The organism is Micromonospora sp. WMMD998, from assembly GCF_029581235.1.
GTDB lineage: Bacteria > Actinomycetota > Actinomycetes > Mycobacteriales > Micromonosporaceae > Micromonospora.
Window position 1 is genome coordinate 2,149,843 of record NZ_CP120740.1, and the last position, 24,452, is coordinate 2,174,294.

General features: G+C 73.7%; 16 protein-coding genes. 9 read left to right on the plus strand and 7 right to left on the minus strand.

Annotation, left to right across the window (positions count from 1 at the left end; all coding sequences use genetic code 11):
* Positions 1–11 precede the first annotated feature (11 nt).
* Positions 12–584, minus strand: a complete 573-nt coding sequence (locus O7619_RS10305) for a type II toxin-antitoxin system PemK/MazF family toxin (RefSeq protein ID WP_282287256.1) — start codon at positions 582–584, stop codon at positions 12–14.
* A 209-nt stretch (positions 585–793) separates the two neighbouring features.
* On the opposite strand from O7619_RS10305, the gene ligA reads away from it, so the two are divergent.
* The 4 genes from ligA (at position 794) to gatA (ending at position 7,716) form a co-directional block, all read left to right on the plus strand.
* On the plus strand, positions 794–2,929 hold the full coding sequence (gene ligA / locus O7619_RS10310) for an NAD-dependent DNA ligase LigA (RefSeq protein WP_282287257.1): 2,136 nt from the start codon (positions 794–796) through the stop codon (positions 2,927–2,929).
* 141 nt (positions 2,930–3,070) lie between these two features.
* The gene (locus tag O7619_RS10315; protein ID WP_282287259.1) at positions 3,071–5,833 is read left to right on the plus strand and encodes an EAL domain-containing protein; all 2,763 of its coding nucleotides are present in this window, start codon (positions 3,071–3,073) and stop codon (positions 5,831–5,833) included.
* 105 nt (positions 5,834–5,938) lie between these two features.
* Complete coding sequence (gene gatC / locus O7619_RS10320; protein ID WP_091063838.1) at positions 5,939–6,244, plus strand: Asp-tRNA(Asn)/Glu-tRNA(Gln) amidotransferase subunit GatC; 306 nt, start codon at positions 5,939–5,941, stop codon at positions 6,242–6,244.
* On the plus strand, positions 6,241–7,716 hold the full coding sequence (gatA, locus tag O7619_RS10325) for an Asp-tRNA(Asn)/Glu-tRNA(Gln) amidotransferase subunit GatA (RefSeq protein ID WP_282287263.1): 1,476 nt from the start codon (positions 6,241–6,243) through the stop codon (positions 7,714–7,716). Before gatC ends, gatA begins: the two co-directional genes overlap by 4 nt.
* Here the strand turns inward: gatA and O7619_RS10330 are convergent.
* Positions 7,697–8,278, minus strand: a complete 582-nt coding sequence (locus tag O7619_RS10330) for a hypothetical protein (protein ID WP_282287264.1) — start codon at positions 8,276–8,278, stop codon at positions 7,697–7,699. The genes gatA and O7619_RS10330 overlap by 20 nt on opposite strands.
* 160 nt (positions 8,279–8,438) lie before the next feature.
* Here O7619_RS10330 and gatB point away from each other — a divergent pair, with 160 nt between their 5' ends.
* Together gatB and O7619_RS10340 are read left to right on the plus strand one after the other, a co-directional pair.
* Positions 8,439–9,935, plus strand: a complete 1,497-nt coding sequence (gatB, locus tag O7619_RS10335) for an Asp-tRNA(Asn)/Glu-tRNA(Gln) amidotransferase subunit GatB (protein WP_282287265.1) — start codon at positions 8,439–8,441, stop codon at positions 9,933–9,935.
* Between the two features lie 102 nt (positions 9,936–10,037).
* Entirely contained in the window at positions 10,038–12,386 is a 2,349-nt protein-coding gene (locus O7619_RS10340; RefSeq protein WP_282287266.1) for a pyruvate dehydrogenase, read from the plus strand.
* A 306-nt stretch (positions 12,387–12,692) separates the two neighbouring features.
* Here O7619_RS10340 and O7619_RS10345 read toward each other — a convergent pair whose 3' ends face one another.
* The 3 genes from O7619_RS10345 to O7619_RS10355 are packed head-to-tail and all read right to left on the minus strand — an operon-like array spanning position 12,693 to position 17,409.
* Positions 12,693–14,318 (minus strand): metallophosphoesterase, encoded by a 1,626-nt coding sequence (locus O7619_RS10345; protein WP_282287267.1) that lies wholly within the window; start codon positions 14,316–14,318, stop codon positions 12,693–12,695.
* 53 nt (positions 14,319–14,371) lie between these two features.
* A complete protein-coding gene (locus O7619_RS10350) occupies positions 14,372–15,547 on the minus strand; it encodes a PQQ-dependent sugar dehydrogenase (protein ID WP_282287268.1) in 1,176 nt (391 codons plus the stop codon).
* A 56-nt stretch (positions 15,548–15,603) separates the two neighbouring features.
* Positions 15,604–17,409, minus strand: coding sequence for a SpoIIE family protein phosphatase (locus tag O7619_RS10355; protein ID WP_282287269.1), 1,806 nt, complete (start codon positions 17,407–17,409; stop codon positions 15,604–15,606).
* Positions 17,410–17,552: 143 nt separating this feature from the next.
* On the opposite strand from O7619_RS10355, the gene O7619_RS10360 reads away from it, so the two are divergent.
* Positions 17,553–18,479, plus strand: coding sequence for a 2-hydroxyacid dehydrogenase (locus O7619_RS10360; RefSeq protein ID WP_282287270.1), 927 nt, complete (start codon positions 17,553–17,555; stop codon positions 18,477–18,479).
* On the opposite strand, the gene O7619_RS10365 is transcribed toward O7619_RS10360, so the two are convergent.
* Positions 18,473–18,859, minus strand: coding sequence for a PH domain-containing protein (locus tag O7619_RS10365; protein WP_282287271.1), 387 nt, complete (start codon positions 18,857–18,859; stop codon positions 18,473–18,475). The two genes, O7619_RS10360 and O7619_RS10365, sit on opposite strands and share 7 nt — an antisense overlap.
* Positions 18,860–19,392: 533 nt before the next feature.
* Between O7619_RS10365 and O7619_RS10370 the strand changes: the two genes are divergently transcribed.
* Positions 19,393–21,672, plus strand: a complete 2,280-nt coding sequence (locus O7619_RS10370; protein ID WP_282287272.1) for a bifunctional diguanylate cyclase/phosphodiesterase — start codon at positions 19,393–19,395, stop codon at positions 21,670–21,672.
* Between the two features lie 60 nt (positions 21,673–21,732).
* On the opposite strand, the gene O7619_RS10375 is transcribed toward O7619_RS10370, so the two are convergent.
* On the minus strand, positions 21,733–22,752 hold the full coding sequence (locus tag O7619_RS10375) for a LacI family DNA-binding transcriptional regulator (RefSeq protein ID WP_282287273.1): 1,020 nt from the start codon (positions 22,750–22,752) through the stop codon (positions 21,733–21,735).
* A 351-nt stretch (positions 22,753–23,103) separates the two neighbouring features.
* Here O7619_RS10375 and O7619_RS10380 point away from each other — a divergent pair, with 351 nt between their 5' ends.
* Entirely contained in the window at positions 23,104–24,387 is a 1,284-nt protein-coding gene (locus O7619_RS10380) for an extracellular solute-binding protein (protein WP_282287274.1), read from the plus strand.
* The last annotated feature ends 65 nt before the right edge of the window (positions 24,388–24,452 follow it).

Below are 24,452 nucleotides of genomic sequence, written 5' to 3' on the forward strand. Positions count from 1 at the left end.
CGGCGTCGCCGTCACGCGGTGAGATGGGGAAGCCGGCGGACGCCGCGCCACACGTCGGCGTCGCAGTCACCGGCCCGGTCGGCGAACGCGGTCAACGGGACCGGGATCGGCTCGCTGACGTCCAGCCAACTGTCGTGCTCGGCGTCGGCGTCCCAGCTCCGGGTGGGGATGGACACGTGGTCGTCCCGGTCCGACTTGTCCTGACTGGTGATCTTCAGGACCTCGGCGTTCCGACCGTCGACCCGGAGCACCAGACAGGGGCGCACCTTCGAGCCGGTGCCGTCGGCGTAGGGCACCTCGGCCCACCAGACCTCCCCGGGGCGCGGGGCGTCCCGGCCCGGCCGCCCGGCGTCGCGCGGTCGCGGCGGCGCGCCGGCCCGGCGACCGTCGTTCCCGCCGCCGGCCCGGCCACCGCGGGGAGTCCTCCCGGGTCGGCTGCCGCCACCGGTGTGCCGGTCGCCGGGCCGCGCGCCGCGGCCCGTCCGGGCGGGCCGGTCGGCGGACCGACGACGCCACTCGTTCCACAGCCAGCCCGCGGCCACGCTTGCCACGATGAGAAGCGCCCAGATCAGCCCGTCGCGCATCCGTACCCGCCTTCCGTCCGCTTCGGCCCAGCGCCGCCGCCGCGATCGTCGCACGGTCGGCGCCCGACCGCCGGGCCGGCGCGTCGCACGCCGCCGAGGCGTCGGTCGCCTGCTCAACGCCGGTGGCCGGACGGTTGTCACCCCCGACCGTTACGGTTCTCGGGTAGCGCGAGCACGGGAGGTCGACAGCGGTGTCCGAAGACGGCGGCGTGTCCGAAGAAGCGGTTCCCCTGACGGTCGACGCCGCCCAACAGGCGGCGGCCGGCGCCGAGCCGACCCCGGAGGCCCGGGAGCGGCACGCCACGCTCAGTCAGGAGCTGACCGAGCACCAATACCGCTACTACGTGCTGGACGCGCCGACGATCACCGACGCGGAGTTCGACAGGCAGTTGCGCGAGTTGGAGGCGCTGGAGGCGGAATATCCGGCGTTGCGCACCCCCGACTCGCCCACGCAGCGGGTCGGCGGCACGTTCTCCACCGATTTCACCCCGGTCACCCACGCCGAGCGGATGCTCTCGCTCGACAACGCGTTCGCCGACGAGGAACTGGCCGCCTGGGCCGAGCGGGTCGAGCGGGACGCGGGCGGCCCGGTGCCCTACCTCTGCGAGCTGAAGGTCGACGGGCTGGCCATCAACCTCACCTACGCCAAGGGCCGGCTGGTGCGGGCGGCCACCCGTGGCGACGGGCGCACCGGCGAGGACGTCACGGCAAACGTGCGCAGCATCGAGGGGGTGCCGGCGCGGCTCACCCCGGCCGAGGGCTTCCCCGAGGTGCCGGAGTTGCTCGAGGTGCGCGGCGAGATCTACTTCCCGGTGGCCGCGTTCGCCGACCTCAACGCGAGCCTGGTCGAGCAGGGCAAGGCGCCGTTCGCGAACCCACGCAACGCCGCCGCCGGCAGCCTCCGCCAGAAGGATCCGCGGGTCACCGCCTCCCGGCCGCTGCGCCTGGTCGTGCACGGCGTCGGCGCCCGCGAGGGCTACCGCCCGGCCGCGCAGTCCGAGGCGTACGCCGCGCTCCGCGCGTGGGGGCTGCCGACAAGCGACCGCTGGAAGGTGGTCGACGACCTGGCCGGCGTGGCCGAATACATCGCCTTCTACGCCGAGCACCGGCATGACGTCGAGCACGAGATCGACGGTGTGGTGGTCAAGGTCGATCCGGTCTCCATCCAGGGCCGCCTCGGCTCGACCAGTCGCGCGCCACGCTGGGCGATCGCCTTCAAATACCCGCCCGAGGAGGTCAACACCAAGCTGCTCGACATCGACGTCAACGTGGGGCGCACCGGCCGGGTCACCCCGTTCGCCGTCCTGGAGCCGGTCCGGGTGGCCGGTTCCACGGTCGCGCTGGCCACCCTGCACAACGCCCGCGAGGTCGAGCGCAAGGGCGTGCTCATCGGCGACACGGTGGTGCTGCGCAAGGCCGGCGACGTCATCCCCGAGGTCCTCGGCCCGGTGGTCGAGCTGCGCCCGGCCGACGCCCGGCCGTTCGTCATGCCGACCACCTGCCCGGCCTGCGGCACGCCGCTCGCGCCGGCCAAGGAGAGCGACGTCGACATCCGCTGCCCCAACTCCCGCAGTTGCCCGGCGCAGCTACGGGAACGGGTCTTCCACCTGGCCGGTCGCGGCGCCTTCGACATCGAGGTGCTCGGCTACAAGGGCGCCGCCGCGCTGCTCGACGCCGGGATCATCGCCGACGAGGGCGACCTGTTCGGTCTCGACGCCGAGCGGTTGAGCCGGTCGCCGTTCTTCGTCAACAAGGACGGCACGCTCGGCAGCAACGCCACCAAGCTGATCGACAACCTCGCCGTGGCCAGGGAACGCGAGCTGTGGCGGGTGCTGGTGGCGCTCTCCATCCGGCACGTCGGACCGACCGCGGCCCAGGCGCTGGCCCGGCACTTCCGCTCGGTCAGCGCGATCGAGGAGGCCGCCGAGGAGGAGTTGTCCTCGGTGGACGGCGTCGGCCCGACGATCGCCGCGAGCATCAAGGAGTGGTTCGCCGTCGACTGGCACCGTGACGTGGTGCGCAAGTGGGCCGAGGCGGGCGTACGGATGGCCGAGGAGGCGGGCGAGGAGGGGCCGCGACCGCTCGACGGGGTCACCGTGGTGGTCACCGGCACGCTTGCCGGGTTCAGCCGCGACCAGGCCGCGGAGGAGATCCAGAGCCGGGGCGGGAAGGTGACCGGGTCGGTCTCCAAGAAGACCGGCTTCGTGGTGGTCGGCGACAACCCGGGCTCGAAGGCCGACAAGGCGGCCACGTTGAAGCTGCCGATCCTCGACGAGGACGGGTTCCGGGTGTTGCTGGAGTCCGGCCCGGAGGCGGCCCGGGCGGTGGCCCGCGTGGAGGAGTGACCAGCGCCCACAGCCGGATACCAACTTAATTACGACTGCCGCCTATTCGTGTCTGTCATGCCGGGCAAAGCCGCCCGGAGGGCGTTTCATTGGCGTACGGCGCGTGACCGCGCGCGCCGGAACCGTTTCCCGGGAGGTGCGATGGCGGCCGGCGACCCGCGCAACTCCGTCCCGCCGGGACGGAGCGGGCCGTTCTTCGGCTTCGTCGGCGCGGTCGGCCTGTTCGCGCTGCTCGTCTCGATCGGGCCGCTGACCGAGCTTCCGGGCCGGCTGACCGAGCTTCCGGTCGCGTTCTGGACCATGGCGGCGCTCGCCGTGGCCTGCGACGCCCGTCCGTTCGTCCCACCCGGGCGGCGGCAGACCTCGGCGGTGTTCCCCTCCACCTGTTTCACCTTCGCCATCCTGCTCGGCTGGGGGCTTGGCCCGGCGGTGGCCGTGCAGGCCGTGGCCGTGGCCGTCTCCGGTTGGCGGCTCGGTTACGCCGCGTGGCGCACCGCCTTCAACGCCGCCCAGTACGCTTGCGCGCTCGCCGCCGCGTACGCGGTCACCCGGTTCGGCCCCGGTGAGCTGTTCGGCGGCGGCCGGCTGCACTGGACCGACGTGGCGGCGGTGGGCGGTGCCACAGTGGCCTGGTTCGTGGTCAACTACGGCCTGGTCAACACCGCCATCCGGCTGCGGTTCGGGCGCCGGTGGTGGCCCACCGTCCGGCTCGGACTGGCCTACGAGCTGCTCTCCACCGGCTCGCTGCTGCTGCTCGCGCCGGTGCTGGTGGCCGCCGCCGCGACCAGCGCGGCGCTGATCCCGCTGGTGCTGGTGCCGCTCTTCGCGGTCTACCGGATGGCCCGGCTCTCCGACGAACGGGAACAGCTCGCCGACCTCGACCCGTTGACCGGGCTGCCGAATCGCAAGGCGCTGCTGACCGAGGTGGCCGAGCAGGTGCACCTGCACGCCGAGCGGGCCGCCCGGGGCGAGCCGGACGCCCACCTGGCCCTGCTGCTGCTCGACCTCGACCGGTTCAAGAACGTCAACGACGCGCTGGGGCACGCCGTGGGCGATCGGCTGCTGGTCGAGGTGAGCGCCCGGCTGATCGACGTCGCCGACGACGGCGAGCTGGTGGCGCGACTCGGCGGCGACGAGTTCGCCATCGTCGTACCCCGGCTGGCCGGCATCGAGGCGGCGCGGGAGCGGGCCGACCGGGTGGTCGCCGCGCTCGCCGAGCCGGTGCCGCTGGACGGGCTGCCGCTCGACGTGGGCGGGTCGATAGGCGTCGCGCTCTTTCCCGAGCACGGCGAGGACTTCGCCACCCTGATGCGGCACGCCGACGTCGCCATGTACGACGCCAAGCAGCGCAACGACACCGTCGCGGTGTACGCCCCGGAGTCCGACCATAATTCGGCCGAGCGACTGAGCCTCCTGGCCGACCTGCGCCGGGTGCTGGAATCCACGTCGTCCACCTCGGTCGGCGAGCCGGCGGGCGTACGCGGAGGTGACGGCGCCGCGCTGGCGCAGGGCCTGCCCGCCGCCCCGCCGCCTGGCGACGGGCGGCCGGTTCGCGAGGGCCGGGCGGTTCGTGATCATGGCCGGGACGGTGTGCGCCCCGAGGACGCTTCGCCCCGCCGGGGGCTGCGGTGGCGCCGGGCCCGGGTCGAGACGCGGACCGACGACGAACTGATCGACCGGATCCTCACCGGCGCCGACCCGATCCGGCGTCGGTCCGCGCGTACCGGCGCTCCGGCCGGCCCGGTTCGGCCCGGCGGCGACCCGGCCCCCGCGCCCGTGTCCGCTGCGCCCCCCGCGCCCGCCCCCGCGTCCGCGCCCACGTCCGCTGCCGTGCCCGCGTCGGCCGCGGGCGTCGCGCACGCCGTCGCGCCGGCCCACGCCGGGTCCGCTGCCGCGCCCGCGTCGGCCGCGGGCGTGGCGCACGCCGCCGGGCCGGTGCATGCCGCGTCCGCTGCCGGGGCGTCCCCGGTCGTGGAGGCCGCGCGGCCGGGCGGCGAGCCGACCGCTCCCGCCGATGCGACCGATCTTGCCGGTGCGACCGGGGGCGGTGCGGCCGACGGCGGTGCGGCCGGCGAGCGGATGCGGGCGCGCGAGACGGAGGACCCGGGCGAGATCACCATGTACTACCAGCCGCAGATCGCCATCGCGACCGGCGAGGTGGTCGGCGTCGAGGCGCTGCTGCGGTGGCGGCACCCGCGCCGGGGAATGGTCGATCCGGGGGAGCTGATCCAGGTCGCCGAGCAGAGCGCGGTCATGCGGCTGCTCACCCGCCGGGTGGTGGACGACGTCGTGGAGCAGCTCGCCAAGTGGTTCGCGGCCGGGCTCACACTGCGCGCGGCGCTCAACGTCAGCGTCCGGGACCTGCACACCGGCGAGATCGCCGACCAGATCGCCGACCGGCTCTCCCGGTACGGGCTGCCGCCGGAACGGCTCCAGGTGGAGATCACCGAGGGCGCGCTGATGGCCGACCCCCGACGGGTGCTCGCCAGCATCACCCAGTTGCACCGGATCGGCGTCGGCATCGCGCTCGACGACTTCGGCACCGGCTACTCGTCGTTGCAGCACCTGCGTCGACTTCCGCTGTCCGAGGTGAAGGTGGACCGGTCGTTCGTGCTGGGGATGGCCGACGACCCGGACGACGCGGCGATCGTCCGCTCGACGATCGAGCTGGCCGGCGCGCTCGGGCTGCGGGTGGTCGCCGAGGGGGTGGAGGACGAGCGCACCTGGCGGCTGCTGCACGCCGCCGGCTGCGACGTGGCGCAGGGTTGGTTCCACGCCCGGCCGATGCCGGCGGAGGAGCTGATCACCTGGCTGTCGCGGTACCGTCCGATCCACCCGGTGACGGCGGAGGGCGAGGGCCGGGAGGGGCCGGAGGCGGAGGGGGAGTCGAAGGCGTCGTCGTGACGGCGGGACAATAGACTCGCTCCGGTCACCGCGCGTCATCGTTCACCGTCGTACGCGCGGCCGGCCCACCGCAGACGTTCAGGACAGCCACGAAGGGGGCACCCGATGGCCGCCATCTCCCGCGAGGAGGTCGCGCACCTCGCGCGACTGTCGCGGCTCGCCGTCACCGAGGAGGAGTTGGACACCTTCGCCGGCCAGCTCGACGTGATCCTCCAGTCGGTCGCGCAGGTCGGCGAGGTCGCCGCGGCGGACATCCCGCCGACGTCCCACTCGGTGCCGCTGACCAACGTGCTCCGCGAGGATGTGGTGACGCCGAGCCTGACCCCGCAGGAGGCGCTGTCGGGTGCGCCCGACGCCGAGGAGCAGCGGTTCCGCGTCCCGCGGATTCTGGACGAGGATGTGGCGTCATGACCGACCTGACGAAGATGACCGCCGTCGAGATCGCTGGTCTGGTGGCGAACGGGGAGACCTCGGCGGTCGACGTCACCCGCGCCCACCTCGACCGGATCGGCGCTGTCGACGACCGGGTGCGCGCGTTCCTGCACGTCGACACCGAGGGCGCGCTCGCCGCCGCGCGGGCCGTGGACGAGCGCCGGGCCGCCGGCGAGGAGATGGGCCCGCTCGCCGGCGTGCCGGTCGCGGTCAAGGACGTGCTCACCACCAGGGGCGTGCCGACCACGGTCGGGTCGAAGATCCTGGAGGGCTGGCGTCCGCCGTACGACTCGACGATCGTCGAGCGGCTGCGCGCCGCCGGCACGGTGATGCTCGGCAAGACCAACATGGACGAGTTCGCCATGGGCTCCTCCACCGAATACTCGGCGTACGGGCCGACCCACAACCCGTGGGACCTCGACCGGATCCCGGGCGGCTCCGGCGGTGGCAGCGCCGCGGCGCTCGCCGCGTACGAGGCGCCGCTGTCGATCGGCTCGGACACCGGCGGCTCGATCCGCCAGCCCGGCGCGGTCACCGGCACCGTCGGCGCGAAGCCCACCTACGGCGGCACCTCCCGGTACGGGCTCGTCGCGTTCTCCTCGTCGCTCGACACGCCCGGCCCGTGCGCGCGTACCGTGCTCGACGCCGCGCTGCTGCACCAGGTGATCGCCGGCCACGACCCGCGCGACTCCACCTCGATCCCGGCCCCGGTGCCGGACGTGGTGGGCGCGGCGAAGCGGGGCGCGAGCGGCGACCTGACCGGCGTCAAGCTCGGCGTGGTCACCGAGTTCACCGGCGAGGGCGCCGAGCCGGGCGTGATGGCCGCGTTCCGGGAGTCCGTGGAGGCCCTGGCCAAGCTGGGCGCCGAGATCGTCGAGGTGTCCTGCCCGCACTTCTCGTACGCGCTGCCGGCCTACTACCTGATCGCGCCGAGCGAGTGCTCCTCCAACCTGGCCCGGTTCGACGGCGTCCGGTTCGGCCTGCGGGTCGGCGACGACGGCAACCGGTCGTTGGAGGAGGTCATGTCGCTGACCCGCGAGGCCGGCTTCGGGCCCGAGGTGAAGCGCCGCATCATGATCGGCACGTACGCCCTCTCCTCGGGCTACTACGACGCCTACTACGGCCAGGCGCAGAAGGTCCGCACGCTCATCACCCGGGACTTCACCGCCGCGTTCGAGCAGGTGGACGCGCTGATCTCGCCGACCACCCCGTTCGTCGCGTTCCCGATCGGCGCGCGCACCTCGGACCCCTACCAGATGTACCTGGCCGACCTGTTCACCATCCCGACGAACCTGTACGGCGGCCCGGCCATCTCGGTGCCGTGCGGGCTGTCGGACGGGCTCCCGGTCGGACTCCAGATCATGGCTCCGACCATGGCCGACGACCGGATGTACCGGGTCGCCGCCGCGCTGGAGTCCAGCGTCGGCACGTTCACCCCGCCGGCCCTGTAACACCGCCGCCGACCGGCGTCGACGGATCCCCGTCGGCGCCGGTCGGCGTTTCCGGGCGGTTCGCCGCCGCGCCGAGGTAGCGCCGTGCCTCCCGGATGCGGCGCCGGTGCCACCACGCCGCGCCCGACCAGAGCAGGACGGCGGCCATGGCGATCAGCCGGCTGGACCATCGGGACGCGGCGACCGCCAGCAGCGCCTGAACAGCGGCCAGGACGAGGCAGAACCACACGTACCAGCCCTGGCCGAGCCGGCGGTCGGCCTCCCGGCGGGCGGCGGCGTCGACGGCCGGGTCGGTGGCCCGGCCCGCGCGCAACGCGTCCCGCGCCGCGCGGGCCGGGCTCGACGCGGGGGTACGCATCGACGGCACCAGCCGCCGGCCGAGCAGCAACGCCGCCCCGGCGCCGATGACGGCGGATATCGCCGTGATGGCGACCATGGCCACCACGTCCTGGAAGTCGTGCTCGCTGTCGGCCACCCATATTGCGGTCAGCAGCGCGGGCAGGCCGAGCGTCACCGCCCCGGCGACGAGCACCACGCCGGTCGTCACCGGTCTGGCGGTCATGCCTCGGCCCGGTTCCGCATGGTCGACGCGTACCCCCGGGTCGGTTTTTCCATGCCGGCGCGGCGGGCCCCCGCGCGGCGATCTCGAAGCCCGGCAGCGGGGTGGCCGGGCCAGCCGATTAGGCTGGAACGGTTCTGTCCGGATCGCGCCTGGAGCTCAGATGACGACGACACTGCCCGCGTACGACGAGGTCGTCGCGCGCTACGAACCGGTGATCGGCCTGGAGACCCACGTCGAGCTGGGCACGAACACCAAGATGTGGTGCGGCTGCCCGACCGACTTCGGCGGCGAGCCGAACACCCGGGTCTGCCCGGTCTGCCTGGGCCTGCCCGGTTCGCTGCCGGTGGCCAACAAGGCGGCCATCGAGGCGACGATCCGGATCGGGTTGGCGTTGAACTGCTCGATCGCGCAGTGGTGCCGGTTCGCCCGGAAGAACTACTTCTACCCGGACATGCCGAAGAACTTCCAGATCAGCCAGTATGACGAGCCGCTCTGCTTCGACGGTTACCTGGACGTCGAGGTCAACGGCGAGCTGGTGCGGATCGGCATCGAGCGGGTGCACCTGGAGGAGGACACCGGCAAGACGCTGCACGTCGGCGGCGCGACCGGCCGCATCCACGGCGCCACCGAGTCGCTCGTCGACTACAACCGGGCCGGCATCCCCCTGGTGGAGATCGTCACCAAGCCGATCCCCGGCACCGGCGCGCTCGCCCCCGAGATCGCCCGGGCGTACGTGGCGGAGCTGCGCGACGTGGTCCGCTCGCTCGGCGTCTCGGACGTCCGGATGGAGGAGGGCTCGCTGCGCTGCGACGTCAACACCTCGCTGAACCTGCCGGGCGCGGAGTGGGGCACGCGCACCGAGACCAAGAACGTCAACTCGCTGCGCTCGGTCGAGCGGGCGGTCCGGTCGGAGATGCTGCGTCAGGCGTCGGTGCTGGACGCGGGTGGCCGGATCGTCCAGGAGACCCGGCACTTCCACGAGGACACCGGCGACACCACCTCGGGCCGGTCCAAGGAGACCGCCACCGACTACCGCTACTTCCCCGAGCCGGACCTGGTGCCGCTGGCGCCGGACACGGCGTGGGTGGCCGAGCTGAAGGCCGCCCTGCCGGAGCTGCCGCGGCTGCGCCGCAAGCGGATCCAGCAGGAGTGGGGCCTGTCCGACCTGGACATGGAGTCGGTGGTCAACGCCGGCGCGGTCGAGCTGATCGAGGCGACCGTGGCCGCCGGGACGACCCCGGCGGCGGCCCGCAAGTGGTGGCTGGGCGAGATGTCCCGCCGCGCCAACGAAACGGGCGTGGAGTTGGCCGACGTGGGCGCCACCCCGGCGCAGGTGGCGGAGCTTCAGGGGCTGGTCGACGCGGGCAAGCTCAACGACAAGCTGGCCCGCGCCGTGCTGGAGGGTGTGGTGGCCGGCGAGGGCTCGCCGACCGAGATCATGACGAACCGCAACCTGGAGGTCGTGTCGGACACGGGCGCGCTGACCGCCGCCGTGGACGAGGCGATCGTCGCCAACCCCGCCATCGCCGACAAGATCCGCAGCGGCAAGGTCGCGGCGGCCGGCGCGCTCGTCGGCGCGGTCATGAAGACCACCCGTGGCCAGGCCGACGCGAAGACCGTGCGCGAGTTGATCCTGGAGCGCCTCGGCGCTGCCTGACAAGTGTTAAAAGGGGCCCCCGCCTATGCAGAATGCGTTAAGCGGGGGCCCCTCCTTACCCCCCAAAGTGGGCGTCAACGGCGACGCCCGGATGGAGCAAGCGTGAACGAGCACGTCCTCGACGAGATCCAGCGCCGGGTGCTCTGGCTCGCCACCCGCATCGTCGACGCGGCCAACCACGACCGGGGCACCGGCGACGGGGTGAAGGTCGGCGGCCACCAGGCGTCGAGCGCGTCGCTGGTCACCGCGATGACCGCGCTCTGGTTCCAGCACCTGGACGCCGAGGACCGGGTCGCGGTGAAGCCGCACGCCTCCCCGGTGTTCCACGCCATCCAGTACCTGCTCGGCAACCTCGACAGGGCCTACCTGCCGAAGCTGCGCGCCCGCGGCGGCCTCCAGTCCTACCCGTCGCGCACCAAGGACCCGGACGAGGTGGACTTCTCCACCGGCTCGGTGGGCCTGGGCGCCGCCGCGCCGCTGTTCGCCGCCGTCACCCGCCGCTACGTCGACGCGCACTTCGGCGCACGGCCGCACTCCCGGTTCGTCGCGCTGATCGGCGACGCGGAGTTGGACGAGGGCAACATCTGGGAGGCGGTCGCCGACCCGGCCACCACCGGGCTGGGCAACGTGATGTGGCTCGTCGACTTCAACCGGCAGTCGCTGGACCGGGTCGTGCCCGGTGTGCGGATCAACCAGTGGCGGGGCCAGTTCGAGGCGGCCGGCTGGCACGTCGTGGAGGTCAAGTACGGCCGCCGGCTCGCCGAGGCGTACACCCGGCCGGGCGGCGCGGCGCTGCGCGACTGGATCGACCTGATGCCCAACGAGCAGTACCAGTCCCTGTTCGGGCTGGCCGGTCCGGCGCTGCGCAGGCAGTTCCTGGACGGCGCTCCGGAGCCGGTGGCCGCGTTCGTCGCCGACATCCCCGACGACGAGTTGGGGCCGCTCGTCACCGACCTGGGCGGGCACGACGCGCAGGCGATGCTCGACGCCTACGCCCAGTGCGACGCGGTCACCGACCGGCCCAGCGTCGTCTTCGCGTACACGGTGAAGGGCTGGGGGCTGCCGATCGCCGGGAACCCGCGCAACCACTCGGCGCTGCTCAGCACCGAGCAGGTGGACGCGCTGCGGGCCGCGCACGGCCTGACCCCGGAGACCGAGTGGGACCGCTTCGACCCGGCGTCGGCGGCCGGCATCCGGGCCGGCGAGCGCCGGGAGGCGCTGTCCCGCCCGCCGCGCGAGCGGGCGCTCGGCGTCACCGTCCCGGAAACCACGAGGGTACGCGTCAACAAGCCGGTCTCCACCCAGGAGGTCTTCGGCCGGGTGCTCGTGGACCTGGCCCGGGACCCGCAGGTCTCGCCCTACCTGGTGACCACCGCGCCGGACGTGGCCACCTCGACCAACCTGGCCGGGTTCATCAACAAGACGGGTGTGTTCGCTCCCACCGAGCAGCGGTCGTGGACCTCCGACCGGATGCTGCGCTGGACGGAGAGCCCCGCCGGGCAGCACATCGAGCTGGGCATCTCCGAGATGAACCTGTTCCTGCTGCTCGGTCAGCTCGGCCTGTCGTGGGACCTGTCCGGCCAGCCGCTGCTGCCGGTGGGCACGGTCTACGACCCGTTCGTGCTGCGCGGGCTGGACGCCTTCCTCTACGGCACCTACTCGGGTTCCCGGTTCGTGGTGGCGGGCACCCCGTCCGGCATCACGCTCGCCCCGGAGGGCGGCGCGCACCAGTCCACCATCACCGCCTCCGTCGGCCTGGAACTGCCCGGGGTGACGTTCTGCGAGCCCGCGTACGCCGGCAGCCTCGACTGGCTGCTCTGCGACGCGCTCGGTCAGATCGCCGGCGGCGGCGCGCCGACCGCCACCGCCGCGCCGGCCGAGGACGGGGCGTACTACTTCCGGCTCAGCACCCGGCCGGTCGACCAGGCGCCGTTCGAGGCGGCCCGGGCCCGGCTCGGAGACGCGGTGCTGCGCCGGCAGGTGGTGGCCGGCGCGTACCGGCTCGTCGACGCGCACCAGGCGTACCCGGATCTCGTGGACGCCCCGGTGGTGCAGCTCGCCGCGTCCGGCGCGGTGCTGCCCGAGGTCCTGGCCGCCGCCGCGGAGCTTGCGGAGGAGGGCGTCGCCGCGCACGTGGTGGACGTGACAAGCCTGGACCGGCTCTACCGGGCGTGGCAGCGGACCCTGCGTCAGGGCGTGCGGACCGCGACCGTGCCGAGCGTGCCCGGGGCGCTGCGGTCGGCGTTCGCCGACCGGGTGCCGGTGGTCACCGTGCACGACGCGGCCTCGCACGCGATGGCCTGGCTCGGCTCGGCGGTCGGCGCTCCGGCGGTGCCGCTCGGGGTCGACGAGTTCGGTCAGTCCGGCAGCGTGCGGGAGCTGTACGAGCTGCACGACCTGCTGCCCGGCAGCATCGTCAACGCCGCGCTCGCGGCCTTGGCGCTGCGCTGACCCGCCCGCCCCGCCGCCCCGCTCCGCCGGTGCCGCGCGGCGCAGATTACGTAGCGCAACCTTGGCGTGTGATTACTGATCGTAAGAGCGCTGCCTCGGGCGGACGAAGGGTCTTCGGTGCCTTTGCTCTGCAGCCACATCCGCACAACGGCGCTGAGCTGGCTCTATAGAAGCTGACCCATTCACGGTGCCGGGCCGATTTGGTGACGCTGGGTGCCTGCTGCGCGGATGGCTGCAGAGCAAAGGCGCGGACGGCCCATCCTCCGCTCGAACGCTTGTGTTACGCAGGGTGATGGGACGTGGGGGTCAGCCGGTGGTGGTGGGGGTCGGGCTCGTCGCGTTCGCCGACGGGGACGGCGACAGCGACTCCGGCGCACCGCGGGTGGGCGTCGGGGTGACCGGCACCTCGTCGCCCTTGGCCGGGTCCTGGATCACGTGCCGCTCCAGGTTCACCTGCGACTGCCCGGTGCCGCCCACGGTGATCTCGTCGTACGCCTGGAGCAGCTTCTGCTCGTCGAAGTAGAGCACCGTCATGGTCAGCGGGGTGGGCTTCTCGCCCTCCAGCCCGCGCAGCCCGGCTCCGCCGGTCGAGCCCTCCACCATCAGCGTCGTCGGTTGCTCACCCGGCACCTGCGGCAGCTTCGACACCTGCCGGGCGTGCTTGTGCCCGGAGAGCACCAGCGGTGTGATGCCGGAGAGCGGCCCGGCCGACGCCGGGTCGTGCACGAGCGCGATGTCCACCTTCCGGGGCGACTTCTCGACCGTGGCGGCGAGTTGCTCACCGGCGCCGATGACCTGGTCGGCGACCGTTGAGGTGAGGCCGCTGCCCGCCGGTGAGGTCTCCTTGTCCGGGGTGAACCGGGGGTCCCCGATGCCGGCGATGGTCAGCCCGCCGACCGTCGTCACGGCGTTGTCCAGCACCACCGCGTTCGGCTGCTGGGCCACTGCCGCGGCGGTGCGCGGCGAGTCGTGGTTGCCCCGGATGTACACGTACGGCTTCTTGAGCAGGCCGATCGAGCCGACGAAGGACGCCTCCGGCTCACTGCCCCAGTCGGTGATGTCGCCGGTGTCGATCACGACGTCGATGCCGAACTGCTCGACCACGGTGCGGATGAGCTGCCAGCCGGTGGGGTTGAGGTGCATGTCGGAGACGTGCAGCACCCGGGTGGTGCCGGGGGACGGCTGCACCACCGGCAGCGAGGAGACGGTGGTGTAGAGCTTGCTGACGTTGCCGACCAGATGTTGGAGTTGCTCGGCGTACTTCGTGTAGTCGTCGGCGATCCGCCGCGCGTCACCCACGATCGCCGGCGCGTTGACGAGCAGACCCTCGTACCGTGGCTCCTCGATCGCCTGCGGTCGCACGGTGGCCGCGGCCAGGCCGAGACTGCCGGCGGTGACGGCGAGGGCCAGCCCGCCGGCCCACGCGGTACGCCGGACGTCGCGGAAGATCAGCCCGGCCAGGATCAGGGTGGCCAGCACCGTCGAGCCGAGCGTCTTCAGGCCGAGCCGCATCACCCCACCGCGGACGTCCGCCACCGCCGACTGGCTGGCCCGGCTGATGCTCGCCGGATCGCCGATCAGCGCCTCGGTGCGCCCCTGGTCCAGTGAGCCCACCTTGACGGTCAGGTACGCCGGCCCGGTGTGGCTGTCCAGCAGCAGCGCGCCCAGCGGTGGGATGTCGACGGTGGTGCCGCCGTCCAGTGACGGGCTGAGCGTCAGTTCGGCCCGGAACGGGCCGATGTCGGTGCCGACGTGGCCACCGGCGTACGTGCCGATCACGATGCCGCCGAGCGTGACCGCGAGCACGGCCAGCACCACGCCCACCCGGCGCAGGTGGGGGCCGGGCCGCCACGCCGGGAAGCGGCGGGCACGCCCGGTGGCCGGGGACGTCGGGTCCCCGGGGCGCTGCTCTTCGTTCTCCTGGCCGTCCATGGTGAGATTCTGCCTGCCCGCTGCGTGATCTTGGCAAACCTGTCGGAAGTGGATCAGCTCCGGCCCGCGCCGCCGTCGGCGAAGACCAGGCGCAGGATCCGGTCGTCATCGGCCGCCGGCTTGCCCCGGCCGTCCCGGTTCGAGGTGCTGACCCAGAGCGAGCCGTCCGGCGCCACGGTCGCGGCACGCAGCCGCCCGTACCGGCCGGTGAGCAGCTCACGCGGCTGGCCGAGGACGGTCCCGTTGCCGGCCAGTTCGACCAGCCACAGCCGCTGACCCCGCAGGCAGGCGGTCACCAGCAGCCGCTCCACCGCGGCCAGGCCGGAGCAGGAGGCGTCGCCGGTGCGCCACTGCACGATCGGGTTCACGTAACGCGCGTCCTCGCCGCGCCCCTCGACCTGCGGCCAGCCGTAGTTGCCGCCCTGGTTGATCTGGTTGATCTCGTCCCAGGTGTTCTGGCCGAACTCCACCGCGTACATCCGCTTGTCCGGCGTCCAGGCGAAGCCCTGCACGTTGCGGTGCCCCAACGACCACACGGGGGAACCGGCGGTCGGGTTGCCCGGCGCCGGTTTCCCGGCCGGGGTGATCCGCAGGATCTTGCCGCCGAGGCTCTTCGGGTCCTGGGCGTTCTCGGTGCGCCCGGCGTCCCCGGTGCTCGCGTAGAGGAAACCGTCCGGGCCGAAACCCAACCCGCCGCCGTCGTGGTTGCCGGCCTTGGGGATGCCGGTGAGGATCGGCGTCGGCGCCTGGCCGAGTTGCAACCTGGCGATCCGGTTGTCCTCCTCGGCGGTGTAGTAGATGAAGACCGTGCGGTCCTTCGCGTATCCGGGGGAGACGGCGATGCCGAGCAGACCGCCCTCACCGCCGGCGGCCACCCCGGGCACCGTCTGCACCGGGCGCACGCTGAGCCCGTCCGGCCCGGACTCCGGGCCGACCTGGAGGATCCGTCCGCTGTCGCGCTCGGTGACGAGCGCCGCGCCGTCGGGCAGGAACGCGATCGCCCACGGCACCGCCAGCCCCTTCGCCAGCACCGTGGCCACCACCTGCTGGTTGGCCCCGCCGGAACTGGCCGGGCTCGACGGCGTCGGCAGGTTGGGCGGCTCGCCGGCCGGGTCCGGCTCGGGCTCGCCGAGGGAGCAGCCGGCGGCGGCCAGCAGCATCGCCACGCCGGACGCCGCCAGCGCCGTCCGGGGGCGGAGGAAGCGGGGGTACGTCGGGCGCGGGCTCACCCGACCAAGCCTAGCCGGACGCGCCGACGGACCGGGCGGGTCGGCCCAGCCGCCGCTCAGCCGGCCCGCAGGGCGAGCATGGCGACGTCGTCCTCGCGTCGGTCCGCCGCGGCGAGGAGGCGGTCGCAGAGGGCGGCCAGCGGGACCTGGGGCCCGTCGGCGACGAGTCGCTCGATCAGTTCCGCCTGCCCCTCGTCGATCGGCTGGTCCCGGCGTTCGATCAGCCCGTCGGTGTGCAGCAGCAGCGTGTCGCCCGGGGCGAGGGTCAACGTCCGCCCGGAGCGCCGGGGCGGGCGGGCCAGGCCGAGCAGGGGACCGCGACCCTCCGCCGCCGACACCGTGCCGTCGGCGCGGATCAGCAGCGGCGGCGGGTGCCCGGCGTTGCACCAGCGGACCCGCAGCCCGTCGTCGGCCGGGCGGACCCGGGCCAGCACGGCGGTGGCGACGGTGGGCACCCGCAGCCCGCCGATCGCCCGGTCGAGGCTGGCCACCAGATCCTCCACCGGATCGTCCCGCCCGTAGGCGTTGCCACGGACCAGGTTGCGCAACTGGCCCATGGTGGCGGCGGCCTCGATGTCGTGGCCGGCGACGTCACCGATCGCGGCGACCAGCTCGCCGTCGGGCTGGACGAAGGCGTCGTACCAGTCGCCGCCGACCTCGACCCGGTCCGCCGCCGGCAGGTAACGGGCGGCCATCTCGATCCCCGGCACCGTCGGCAGCACCGGCAGCATGCTGTGCTGGAGCACCTCCGCGACGTGCCGCTGCTCGCCGTAGAGCCGGCTGTTGCCGACCGCCTGCCCGGCCCGTACCCCGATGTCCTGCGCGGTCCGGAGGTCGCTCGTGTCGAAGCCGCGGCGGCCCGGACGGTTGACGAGCGTGACGGTGCCGATCACCCGGTCGCCGACAGCGGTGATCGGCACCGTCAGGTGGGAGCCGATGCCGAGCCGGTCGGCGAGCGGCACCAGCTCCGGACGGGTGGTGCCGCGCGCCACGTCGTCGGGGCCGGCGGTGGCGCGGATCACCGGCCGGCCATTGCGCACCACCGACCGGATCAGCGACTCCGGACCGAGGCCGGTGACCAGCAACTGGGCGAAACGGTGCAGATCGGCCTCGTGCCCGGGGTCGCGGTGCGCGCCGGAGACGCTGCGGGGTCGCCCCGCCGGATCGACGAGCGTGATCAGGCACCAGTCGGCGAGCAGCGGCACCATGGCGTGCGCGAGACGGTCGACCGCCGTGCCCAGGTCGAGCGTGGCGCCGAGCATCTCGCTCATTCCGGCCAGCATGGCGAGCCGGTCGTGCGCCTCCTCGGCGCGGCGGCGGGCCTGCTCGGCGCCGCGGACCGCGATCCGCAGCCGCAGCTCCGAGGAGCAGGCGGCGGCCAGGTCGGCGAGCGTCCGCAACTGCTCCTTCGTCCAGGCCCGCGGCTTGCTGTCGATCGCGCAGAGCGAGCCCAGCACCCGCCCGTCCAGGTCGGTCAGCGGCATCCCCGCGTAGGCCACCACGCCCAGGTCCTCGATGGCGAGGTTCCGCCGGACCCGGGGGTAGAGGCGGGCGTCGGGCAGCACCATCGGCGCCTCGGTGTCGACGACGTGCTGGCAGAACGAGTGGCTGAGCGGGGTTTCCCGGCGGGCCGCCCAGGGCTGCGGCAGCCCGGTCTCGCCGGGGAAGAACTGGCGGTCCGCGTCGACCAGGGACACCAGCGCGACCGGCACGTCGAGCAGGTCACCGACCAGCCGGGCGAATCGGTCGAACGCCTCGTCGGGCTCCGCGTCGAGGCGGGTCTCGTCGAGGGACAGCAGCCGGTCGGGATCGGTGAGCGCGGGCATCGGCGCCGCCCTCCGCTCCGGGTCGTCCTCGCTCATCGCCCCCCTGTCCTGCGCCGTCGCGACGCCGGCAGGCGTCCCGCCCCCGATTAAACCCTGTCGCACGTGTGTCCGACCGGCGGCGGGGCGTTCGCCACTGCCCGAACGGCACCGACCTGCGGGTACGGCTATCGTCGACGATCGTGAAGGCATGGATCCCGCACCCCGAGGGCCGCCGACTGCTCGGCGAGCTGCCACCCGACGTCACCGTGGAAGTGCTCGCGGATCCGGCCCGGCTTCCCTCCGCGCCGGAGGACGTGCGGTTCTGGGTGCCCCCCTTCCTGTCCGGCGCGGACGCCGGCGCGCTCCTGGCCGAGCTGCCGGACGTCGAGGTGGTGCAGCTTCTCTCCGCCGGCGCGGACGCCTGGGTGGAGCGGGTGCCCGAGGGTGTGACGCTCTGCGACGCCCGGGGCGTGCACGACTCGGCCACCGCGGAGTGGGTGGTCACCGCGATCCTGTCCGCGCTTCGCGGGTTCGCGCCGCTGGCCCGCGCCCAGGCCCGCCGGGAATGGGCGTACGACGAGGTGGCCCCGACCGACGAGCTCGCCGGCAAGCGGGTGCTGATCGTCGGCGCCGGCTCGATCGGCGCCGCGGTGCGGGCCCGGCTCGCCCCGTTCGAGGTGAGTTTCACCCTGGTCGCCCGCACACCGCGGCCGGACGAGCAGGTGCACGGGGTGGCCGAACTGCCGACCCTGCTGCCCACGGCGGATGTGGTGGTGCTGCTGGTGCCGCTGACCGAGCAGACCCGGGGCCTGGTCGACGAGCGCTTCCTCGCCGCGATGCCGGACGGCGCGTTGCTGGTGAACGCCGCCCGGGGGCCGGTGGCCCGCACGCCGGCACTGCTCGCCGAGCTGGCATCGGGACGGCTGCGGGCCGCGCTGGACGTCACCGACCCGGAGCCGCTGCCCGCCGACCATCCCCTGTGGGAGCTACCGAACGTGCTGCTCACCCCGCACGTCGCCGGGTCGGTGCGCGGACTGTTGCCGCGCGCGTATCGGCTGGTGGGGGCGCAGTTGCGCCGCTTCGTCGCGGGGGAGGAGCTGGCGAACCGGGTGGTCGACGGCTACTGACCGGCGCTGTCGTCGGCGGGCACCGCCTGGCCGGTGGCGGCGATCAGTCGGGGCAGGTCGGAGGCGCGCACCGCGGGCAGCACCAGCGCCTGACCGTCGTCCAGCCGGACGATCGCCCGGCCGCGGGGACCACCGCCCAGCTCGGTCACCCGGTCCCACGGCACCCGCCGTTGCCCGACGAGAGCGCGCAGTCGTAGCTCGCGGGCGTCGGCATCGGTGCCGGCCCGCCACACCCAGACCCCGACCACGAGCGGGACGAACAGCACCCAGAGCAGCCACCAGCGGGCGGTGGCCAGGGGCAGCGCGCCGATGAAGGCGACGATCGCGGCCACCAGGATGGCCTGGTTGTGGCGGAAACTGACGGTGTCGGCGCGGCTCACCCTCCGATGATCCCACCCGCCCAGCCCACGCTCCCGCCCGGCCACGCCTGTCACCGCATGCCGGCTCGGAGAGACCGAAAACTACCTTGCCCCTGTTCGCCCGCTTGCGCGTCTGCGTGGCGTTTCGAAGGGACGGAGTTACCTGGTACGCCGCCGCCCCGCTGAGGCCGCTCGCGTACCAGGACTCAGGCGTCGACCCGGCCCAGCTCCCGAATCGGCCGGTTCCCTTTCACCCTTGATCGACTCCACTTCGGCGAGGTGGCGGTATCTCGGCCCCTCGACCCCGCCACTTCACCGAACTGGCGTCCGGCCACCCGGCCGGATCCTCTCCGTGGGGGAGGGCGGGGGAGCGGGAACGGGTCATCGATGTGCATGTGACGGACGTCACTAGTGGTGTCGCGTCACCCGCCGCGTCCGGAATCGTTTCTAGGCATGGCCGAATCGGTCCCCGCCGATGCGGCCTTCCCACCCGGACAACCCACACGTCGCACCGCAACCGCACCGCCCCGTGCCCCCTCACGAAGGCGACCGCCGTGCCCGTCATCCCTTCCACCGGTCCCCGCCGGTGGCCGCCCCTGCCCGACCTCGCCGCCTCGCTCAGCGGCGCGTTCTTCCTCCTGGCGGGCCTCGCCGGGCTCGTGCCCGGCCCCGCCGCCGCGGCGCTCGCCGTCGCCGGTGGCTCCGCCCTCGCCTGTGTCCGGCTCGCCTGGCTCGCCGGCGTCCCACCCACGCCGGCCGCCACGCGCCACGAGCGCGCGGTGGGCTGGGCGGGGGGTTCGCCGACCGGGCGGCAGGCGCGCCGGGTGGCGCTGTCCCGGCGGGTCGCGGCGATCCTCGACGCCGCCGTCCTGGTCGCCGGCCTCACCGTCGCGGTGTTGCCGCTGAGCGATCGGGCACACCGGCTGCCGGTCGCGCTCGTCGGGTTGGGCCTCGCCACGCCGCTCTACGCCACGGCTCTGCTCCGGCTGCCCGGCCGTTCCCGGCTGCCGGGTCGGGAGCGGATGCGTCGGGCGGTCGACGCGCTCGCCCTCGGTGTCAGCCTGGTCTTCGCCGGCTGGATGCTGCTGCCCGCCGGTCCGGTGCCGCCGGCCGGGCTGGTCGCCAGCGTGGGCGGGGCGGCGACGCTCGCCGTGCTGGTGATGGCCGCGCTCGCCGAACGCCGGCGGCGGCCGGGCGCCGCGCGTTGCCACGCCGGGGCCGGGCTCACGCTCGGCGGGTTGGCGCTGCTCGTGGTGCTGCTGGCGTACGACGCCCCGGACCGGGCGCTGTCGGCCGTCGGGCCGCCGGTGCTGGCCGGCGCGCTGCTCACCGCCGCCGGCGCGCGGCGTACCTCGGCCGGGGAGCGACCGCGCCGCGGCCCCGCGCCGGCCGCGTGGCCCCGACTGACCGCGCCGGCCGGCATCGCCGCCCTGGCCGCCGGCGTGCATCTGGGTACGGTCGGGGAGTTCACCCCGGTGGCCATGGCCCTGGGCTTGTCGATCATTCCGCCGATCATGGTCAGCGAGTTGCTGGCCGCGGCCGACCAGCGGCACCGGGTGGAACGGCTCGCGGCCAGCGAGGAGTGGCTGCGGCGCCTCGTCGGTGGGGACGGCGACGCCGGTGAGCCGGCGCCGTTGACCCGGGCCGAGCTGGTGCGGGCGATGCCCCTGCGCAGCGGCGGCGCGCTGCTCCTGGTGGACCTGCACGACGACGTGGTGCCGGCCGGGCCGGTCCTGGCCGAGGTGGGGCGGCGGCTCCGCGCCGGCTGCGGCGCCCACGACCTGGTCGCCCGGGTCGGCGACGCCGGGTTCGCCGTGCTCACCGACCTCGGGCCGGTCCCGGCGTACGCGCTGGGGAACCGGTTGTTGGCCGCGCTCGCCGAGCCGTACCCCGGTCCGGGTGGGGTGGTCCACGTGCGGGCCAGCATCGGGCTGGCGGAGACCACCGGCGGCGATCCGGAGGATGTGCTGCGCCAGGCCGACCTGGCCCGGCGGCGCGCGGTGCAGCTCGGCCGGGACCGGGTCGAGTGGTACGACGCCTACCTGGAGGAGCAGTTGGTCCGCCGGCTGGACCTGGAGCGGGAGCTGCCCGGCGCGGTGGCCCGGGGTGAGCTGGACCTGGTCTACCAGCCGGTGGTGGCGCTCGCCGACCGGCTGCCGGTGGGCACGGAGGCGCTGCTGCGGTGGCGCAGCCCGGCGTTGGGCACCGTGCTGCCGGCGGAGTTGCTGCCGGTGGCGGCCGACCTCGACCTGCTCGGCGAGGTCGGCTGGTGGGTGGTGGACCGGGCCTGCCGGCAGCTCGCCTCCTGGTCGGAGGGGGGTCGGGAGCTGTGGATGGCGGTGAACGTCACCCCGCGGGAGCTGACCGCGACGGATTTCGTGGCGCGGACGGCGACCGCGCTGGCGGCGTACGACGTGCCGCCGGAGCGCCTGGTGGTGGAGGTGGCCGAGCCGGCGGTGGGGGCGGAGCTGTCCACGGTGGTGGCTCGGCTGGCCGGTCTGCGGTCGCTCGGCGTCCGCACCGCGCTCGACGACTTCCGTGCCGAGCACGCCTCGCTCGCCCAGCTCCGCCGGTTGCCGATCGACCTGCTCAAGGTCGGTCCGCACCTGGTCGCGCCGGGCGCCGACGGGCAGCGCCCGCTGATCGACGTGGTGGCGAACCTGGGGAGCCGGCTCGGTGTGGAGGTGGTGGTCGAGGGGCTGGAGTCGGACGGCCAGGTGGCCGGCGCGCGGCGGGCCGGCTGCCGGTACGGCCAGGGCTTCGCGCTGGCCCGGCCGGCGACGGCGGAGCGGGTCGAGGCGTGGTTCGAGGAGTTCCCGTCGCCGTCGCGGTGAGGCGTCGGGGGCGGAGCGTCGCGGTGCGGCGTCGCGGTGACGCCGATCCACTGAACCGGTTCAGCGGGCGCGCGGCGGTGCGGTGCTGCCCCGCGGGGTGAGGTGGGCGGTCTCGTCCTGCACGCCCGTCACCTCCGCGCCGGCGATCACGGCGAGGAGTTGCCGGGCGGCGTGCGCGCCGTACGCCGGGATGTCCCGGCCGAGCGCGGTCAGCGGCGGGTGGACGAGCTGGCAGAGCGGCGAGTCGTCCCAGGCCACGATGGACAGGTCGCCGGGGACGGCCAGGCCCATCTCCTGGGCCACGCTGAGCCCGGCGATGGCCATCACGTCGTTGTCGTAGATCACCGCGGTCGGGCGGTTGGCGGAGCTGAGCAGCCGGCGGGTGGCGCGCGCCCCCTCCTCGCCGGTGTAGTCGGACCAGACGGTGCTCGCCTCGTCCAGGCCGAGCCGCGCGCACACGTCGGTGAACGCGCCGGTGCGGATCTCGGTGTGCAGCAACGTCGGCAGCCCGCCCACCCGGGCGATCCGCCGGTGCCCGAGCGCGACCAGGTATTCCACCGTCTCGACCAGGGCCGCCGCGTCGTCGGACCAGACGCTTGCCAGGCCACCGGTGTGCCCGGGGCCGCCGATGACCACGGCGGGCAGTTGCAGTTCCTCCAGCGCGGGCACCCGCCGGTCGTCGGTGCGCAGGTCGCAGACGAAGACGCCGTCCACCCGGCGTTCGGCCCACCACCGCCGGTAGACCGCGATCTCCGCCTCCTGGTCGGTGACCACCTGGAGCGTCAGCGCGTACGAGCGGGCCGACAGTTCGGCCTCGACGCCGCTGATCAGCTCCATGAAGAACGGCTCGATGCCGAGTATCCGGGCGGGCCGGCACAGCGCCAGCCCGACCGCCTTGGCGGTGGCGCCGGAGAGCGCCCGGGCGGCACTGCTCGGGCTGAACCCGATCTCGGCGGCGATCGCCAGGATGCGCTGCCGGGTCGCCTCGGAGACGCCGGGTTGCCCGTTCAGCGCGTACGACACCGCGCCCTTGGAGACTCCGGCGCGCCGGGCGACGTCGGCGATGGTCGGCCGCTTCACCGAAGCGTTCCTCCCCTGTTGTCCGGCCCTCGCGGGCGCCTCTCGACCGCCGGGGTGGCCGGCGGGTGTGACGCTACTGCACCGGCGCGGCGGCGGGCCGGCCGGGACTGAACCGCGCACAGTGCGGAACTTGCCCGGTTCAGCGTACGACGGCCGGTGCGGTGGACGTGCTCCGGAAAGCGCTCCACCATGCATGGTTGAGCGGGAAAACCGCCGTGGAGGTTGCCGGACGGCCGCACTGTTAACCGGCCGTTGACACGGCCAGGGGTGGACCGTACGGTGTCGTCACTTATCCGGTTCAGTCGACGTCTCTCGATATCGGGAGCGTTTCCATTCGGCGCGGAGGATGACATGAAACGGTCCTGGACGCATGTGGCGCGCACGGCCGCCGTCGGCGCCCTCAGCCTGGCCATGGTCGCCGCATGCAGCGGCAGGAGCACCACCGGCGGCTCGGACGCGGCCGACGGTCAGGTCACCTTGAAGATCAATTTCTGGGGCGACTTCGGCCTCCAGGACCTCAAGACCAGGTACGAGGCCGAGCACAAGAACGTCAAGATCCAGCTCAACTCGGGCGAGTACAACGCCCAGCACGAGGACCTACAGAAGAAGCTCGTCGCCGGCAACGGCGCGCCGGACATCGCGGCGATCGACGAGGGCTTCATGGTCCAGTTCCGCAGCCAGTCCGACAAGTTCGTCAACCTGCTCGACAAGGGTGCCGGGTCGTACGAGAGCAAGTACCTGCCCTGGAAGTGGAAGCAGTCGCTGTCGGCCGACGGCAAGACGCAGATCGGCCTCGGCACCGACGTGGGCGGCCTGGCCATGTGCTACCGCACCGACCTGTTCAAAGCAGCCGGCCTGCCCACCGATCGCGACCAGGTGTCCGCGCTCTGGCCCACCTGGGACACGTTCATCGAGGTCGGCCAGCAGTACACCGGCCGGACCAAGAAGAAGTTCCTCGACGCCGGCACCAACCTGTTCAACCCGGTCCTCGGGCAGCAGCAGGTCGGCTTCTACAACGACCAGGAGCAGCTCCAGATGGACGGCGGCCCGAAGGTCGCCTTCGACTACACGGTCAAGGCCGTCGACGCCGGCCTCTCGGCCAACCTGGTCAGCTTCCAGGCCGACTGGGACAAGGGTTTCACTAGCGGCGCGTTCGCGGTGCTCGCCTGCCCGGCGTGGATGCTCGGCCACATCAAGGACACCGCGCCCGGCACCGAGGGCAAGTGGGACATCGCCGCGGTCCCTGGTGGCGGCGGCAACTGGGGCGGCTCGTTCCTCACCATCCCCAAGCAGGGCAAGCACGTCGACGAGGCGTACAAGCTGCTGGAATGGCTGGTCGCGCCGGAGCAGCAGATCGAGATCTTCAAGAAGGTCGGCAACCTCCCGTCGCAGCCGGCGCTCTACACCGACCCGGCCATCGCCGACTTCAAGAACCCGTTCTTCAACGACGCCCCGGTCGGGCAGATCTTCCCGACGATGGCGCAGGGCCTCACCCCGCAGTACCTGGGCAAGAAGAACGGCCCCACCCGGGTCGCGGTGGAGAACGTCATCCGGCGGGTGGAGAACAAGTCGCTGACGTCGGACGCCGCCTGGAACGAGGCGGTCAAGGAAGCCGAGAAGGCCGCCACGTCCTGACCCGCCACAGGCGCCGGAGCGGGACCCGACCCGCTCCGGCGTACCCGTCCACCGTCCCGGCCCTG

What these genes read in the sequence shown, in the direction of transcription:
- O7619_RS10305 (WP_282287256.1), bottom strand. Translation starts at nt 584, where the DNA reads ATGCGCGACGGGCTGATCTGGGCGCTTCTCATCGTGGCAAGCGTGGCC.
- O7619_RS10315 (WP_282287259.1), top strand. Translation starts at nt 3,071, where the DNA reads ATGGCGGCCGGCGACCCGCGCAACTCCGTCCCGCCGGGACGGAGCGGG.
- gatC (WP_091063838.1), top strand. Translation starts at nt 5,939, where the DNA reads ATGGCCGCCATCTCCCGCGAGGAGGTCGCGCACCTCGCGCGACTGTCG.
- gatA (WP_282287263.1), top strand. Translation starts at nt 6,241, where the DNA reads ATGACCGACCTGACGAAGATGACCGCCGTCGAGATCGCTGGTCTGGTG.
- O7619_RS10330 (WP_282287264.1), bottom strand. Translation starts at nt 8,278, where the DNA reads ATGACCGCCAGACCGGTGACGACCGGCGTGGTGCTCGTCGCCGGGGCG.
- gatB (WP_282287265.1), top strand. Translation starts at nt 8,439, where the DNA reads ATGACGACGACACTGCCCGCGTACGACGAGGTCGTCGCGCGCTACGAA.
- O7619_RS10345 (WP_282287267.1), bottom strand. Translation starts at nt 14,318, where the DNA reads ATGGACGGCCAGGAGAACGAAGAGCAGCGCCCCGGGGACCCGACGTCC.
- O7619_RS10355 (WP_282287269.1), bottom strand. Translation starts at nt 17,409, where the DNA reads ATGAGCGAGGACGACCCGGAGCGGAGGGCGGCGCCGATGCCCGCGCTC.
- O7619_RS10380 (WP_282287274.1), top strand. Translation starts at nt 23,104, where the DNA reads ATGAAACGGTCCTGGACGCATGTGGCGCGCACGGCCGCCGTCGGCGCC.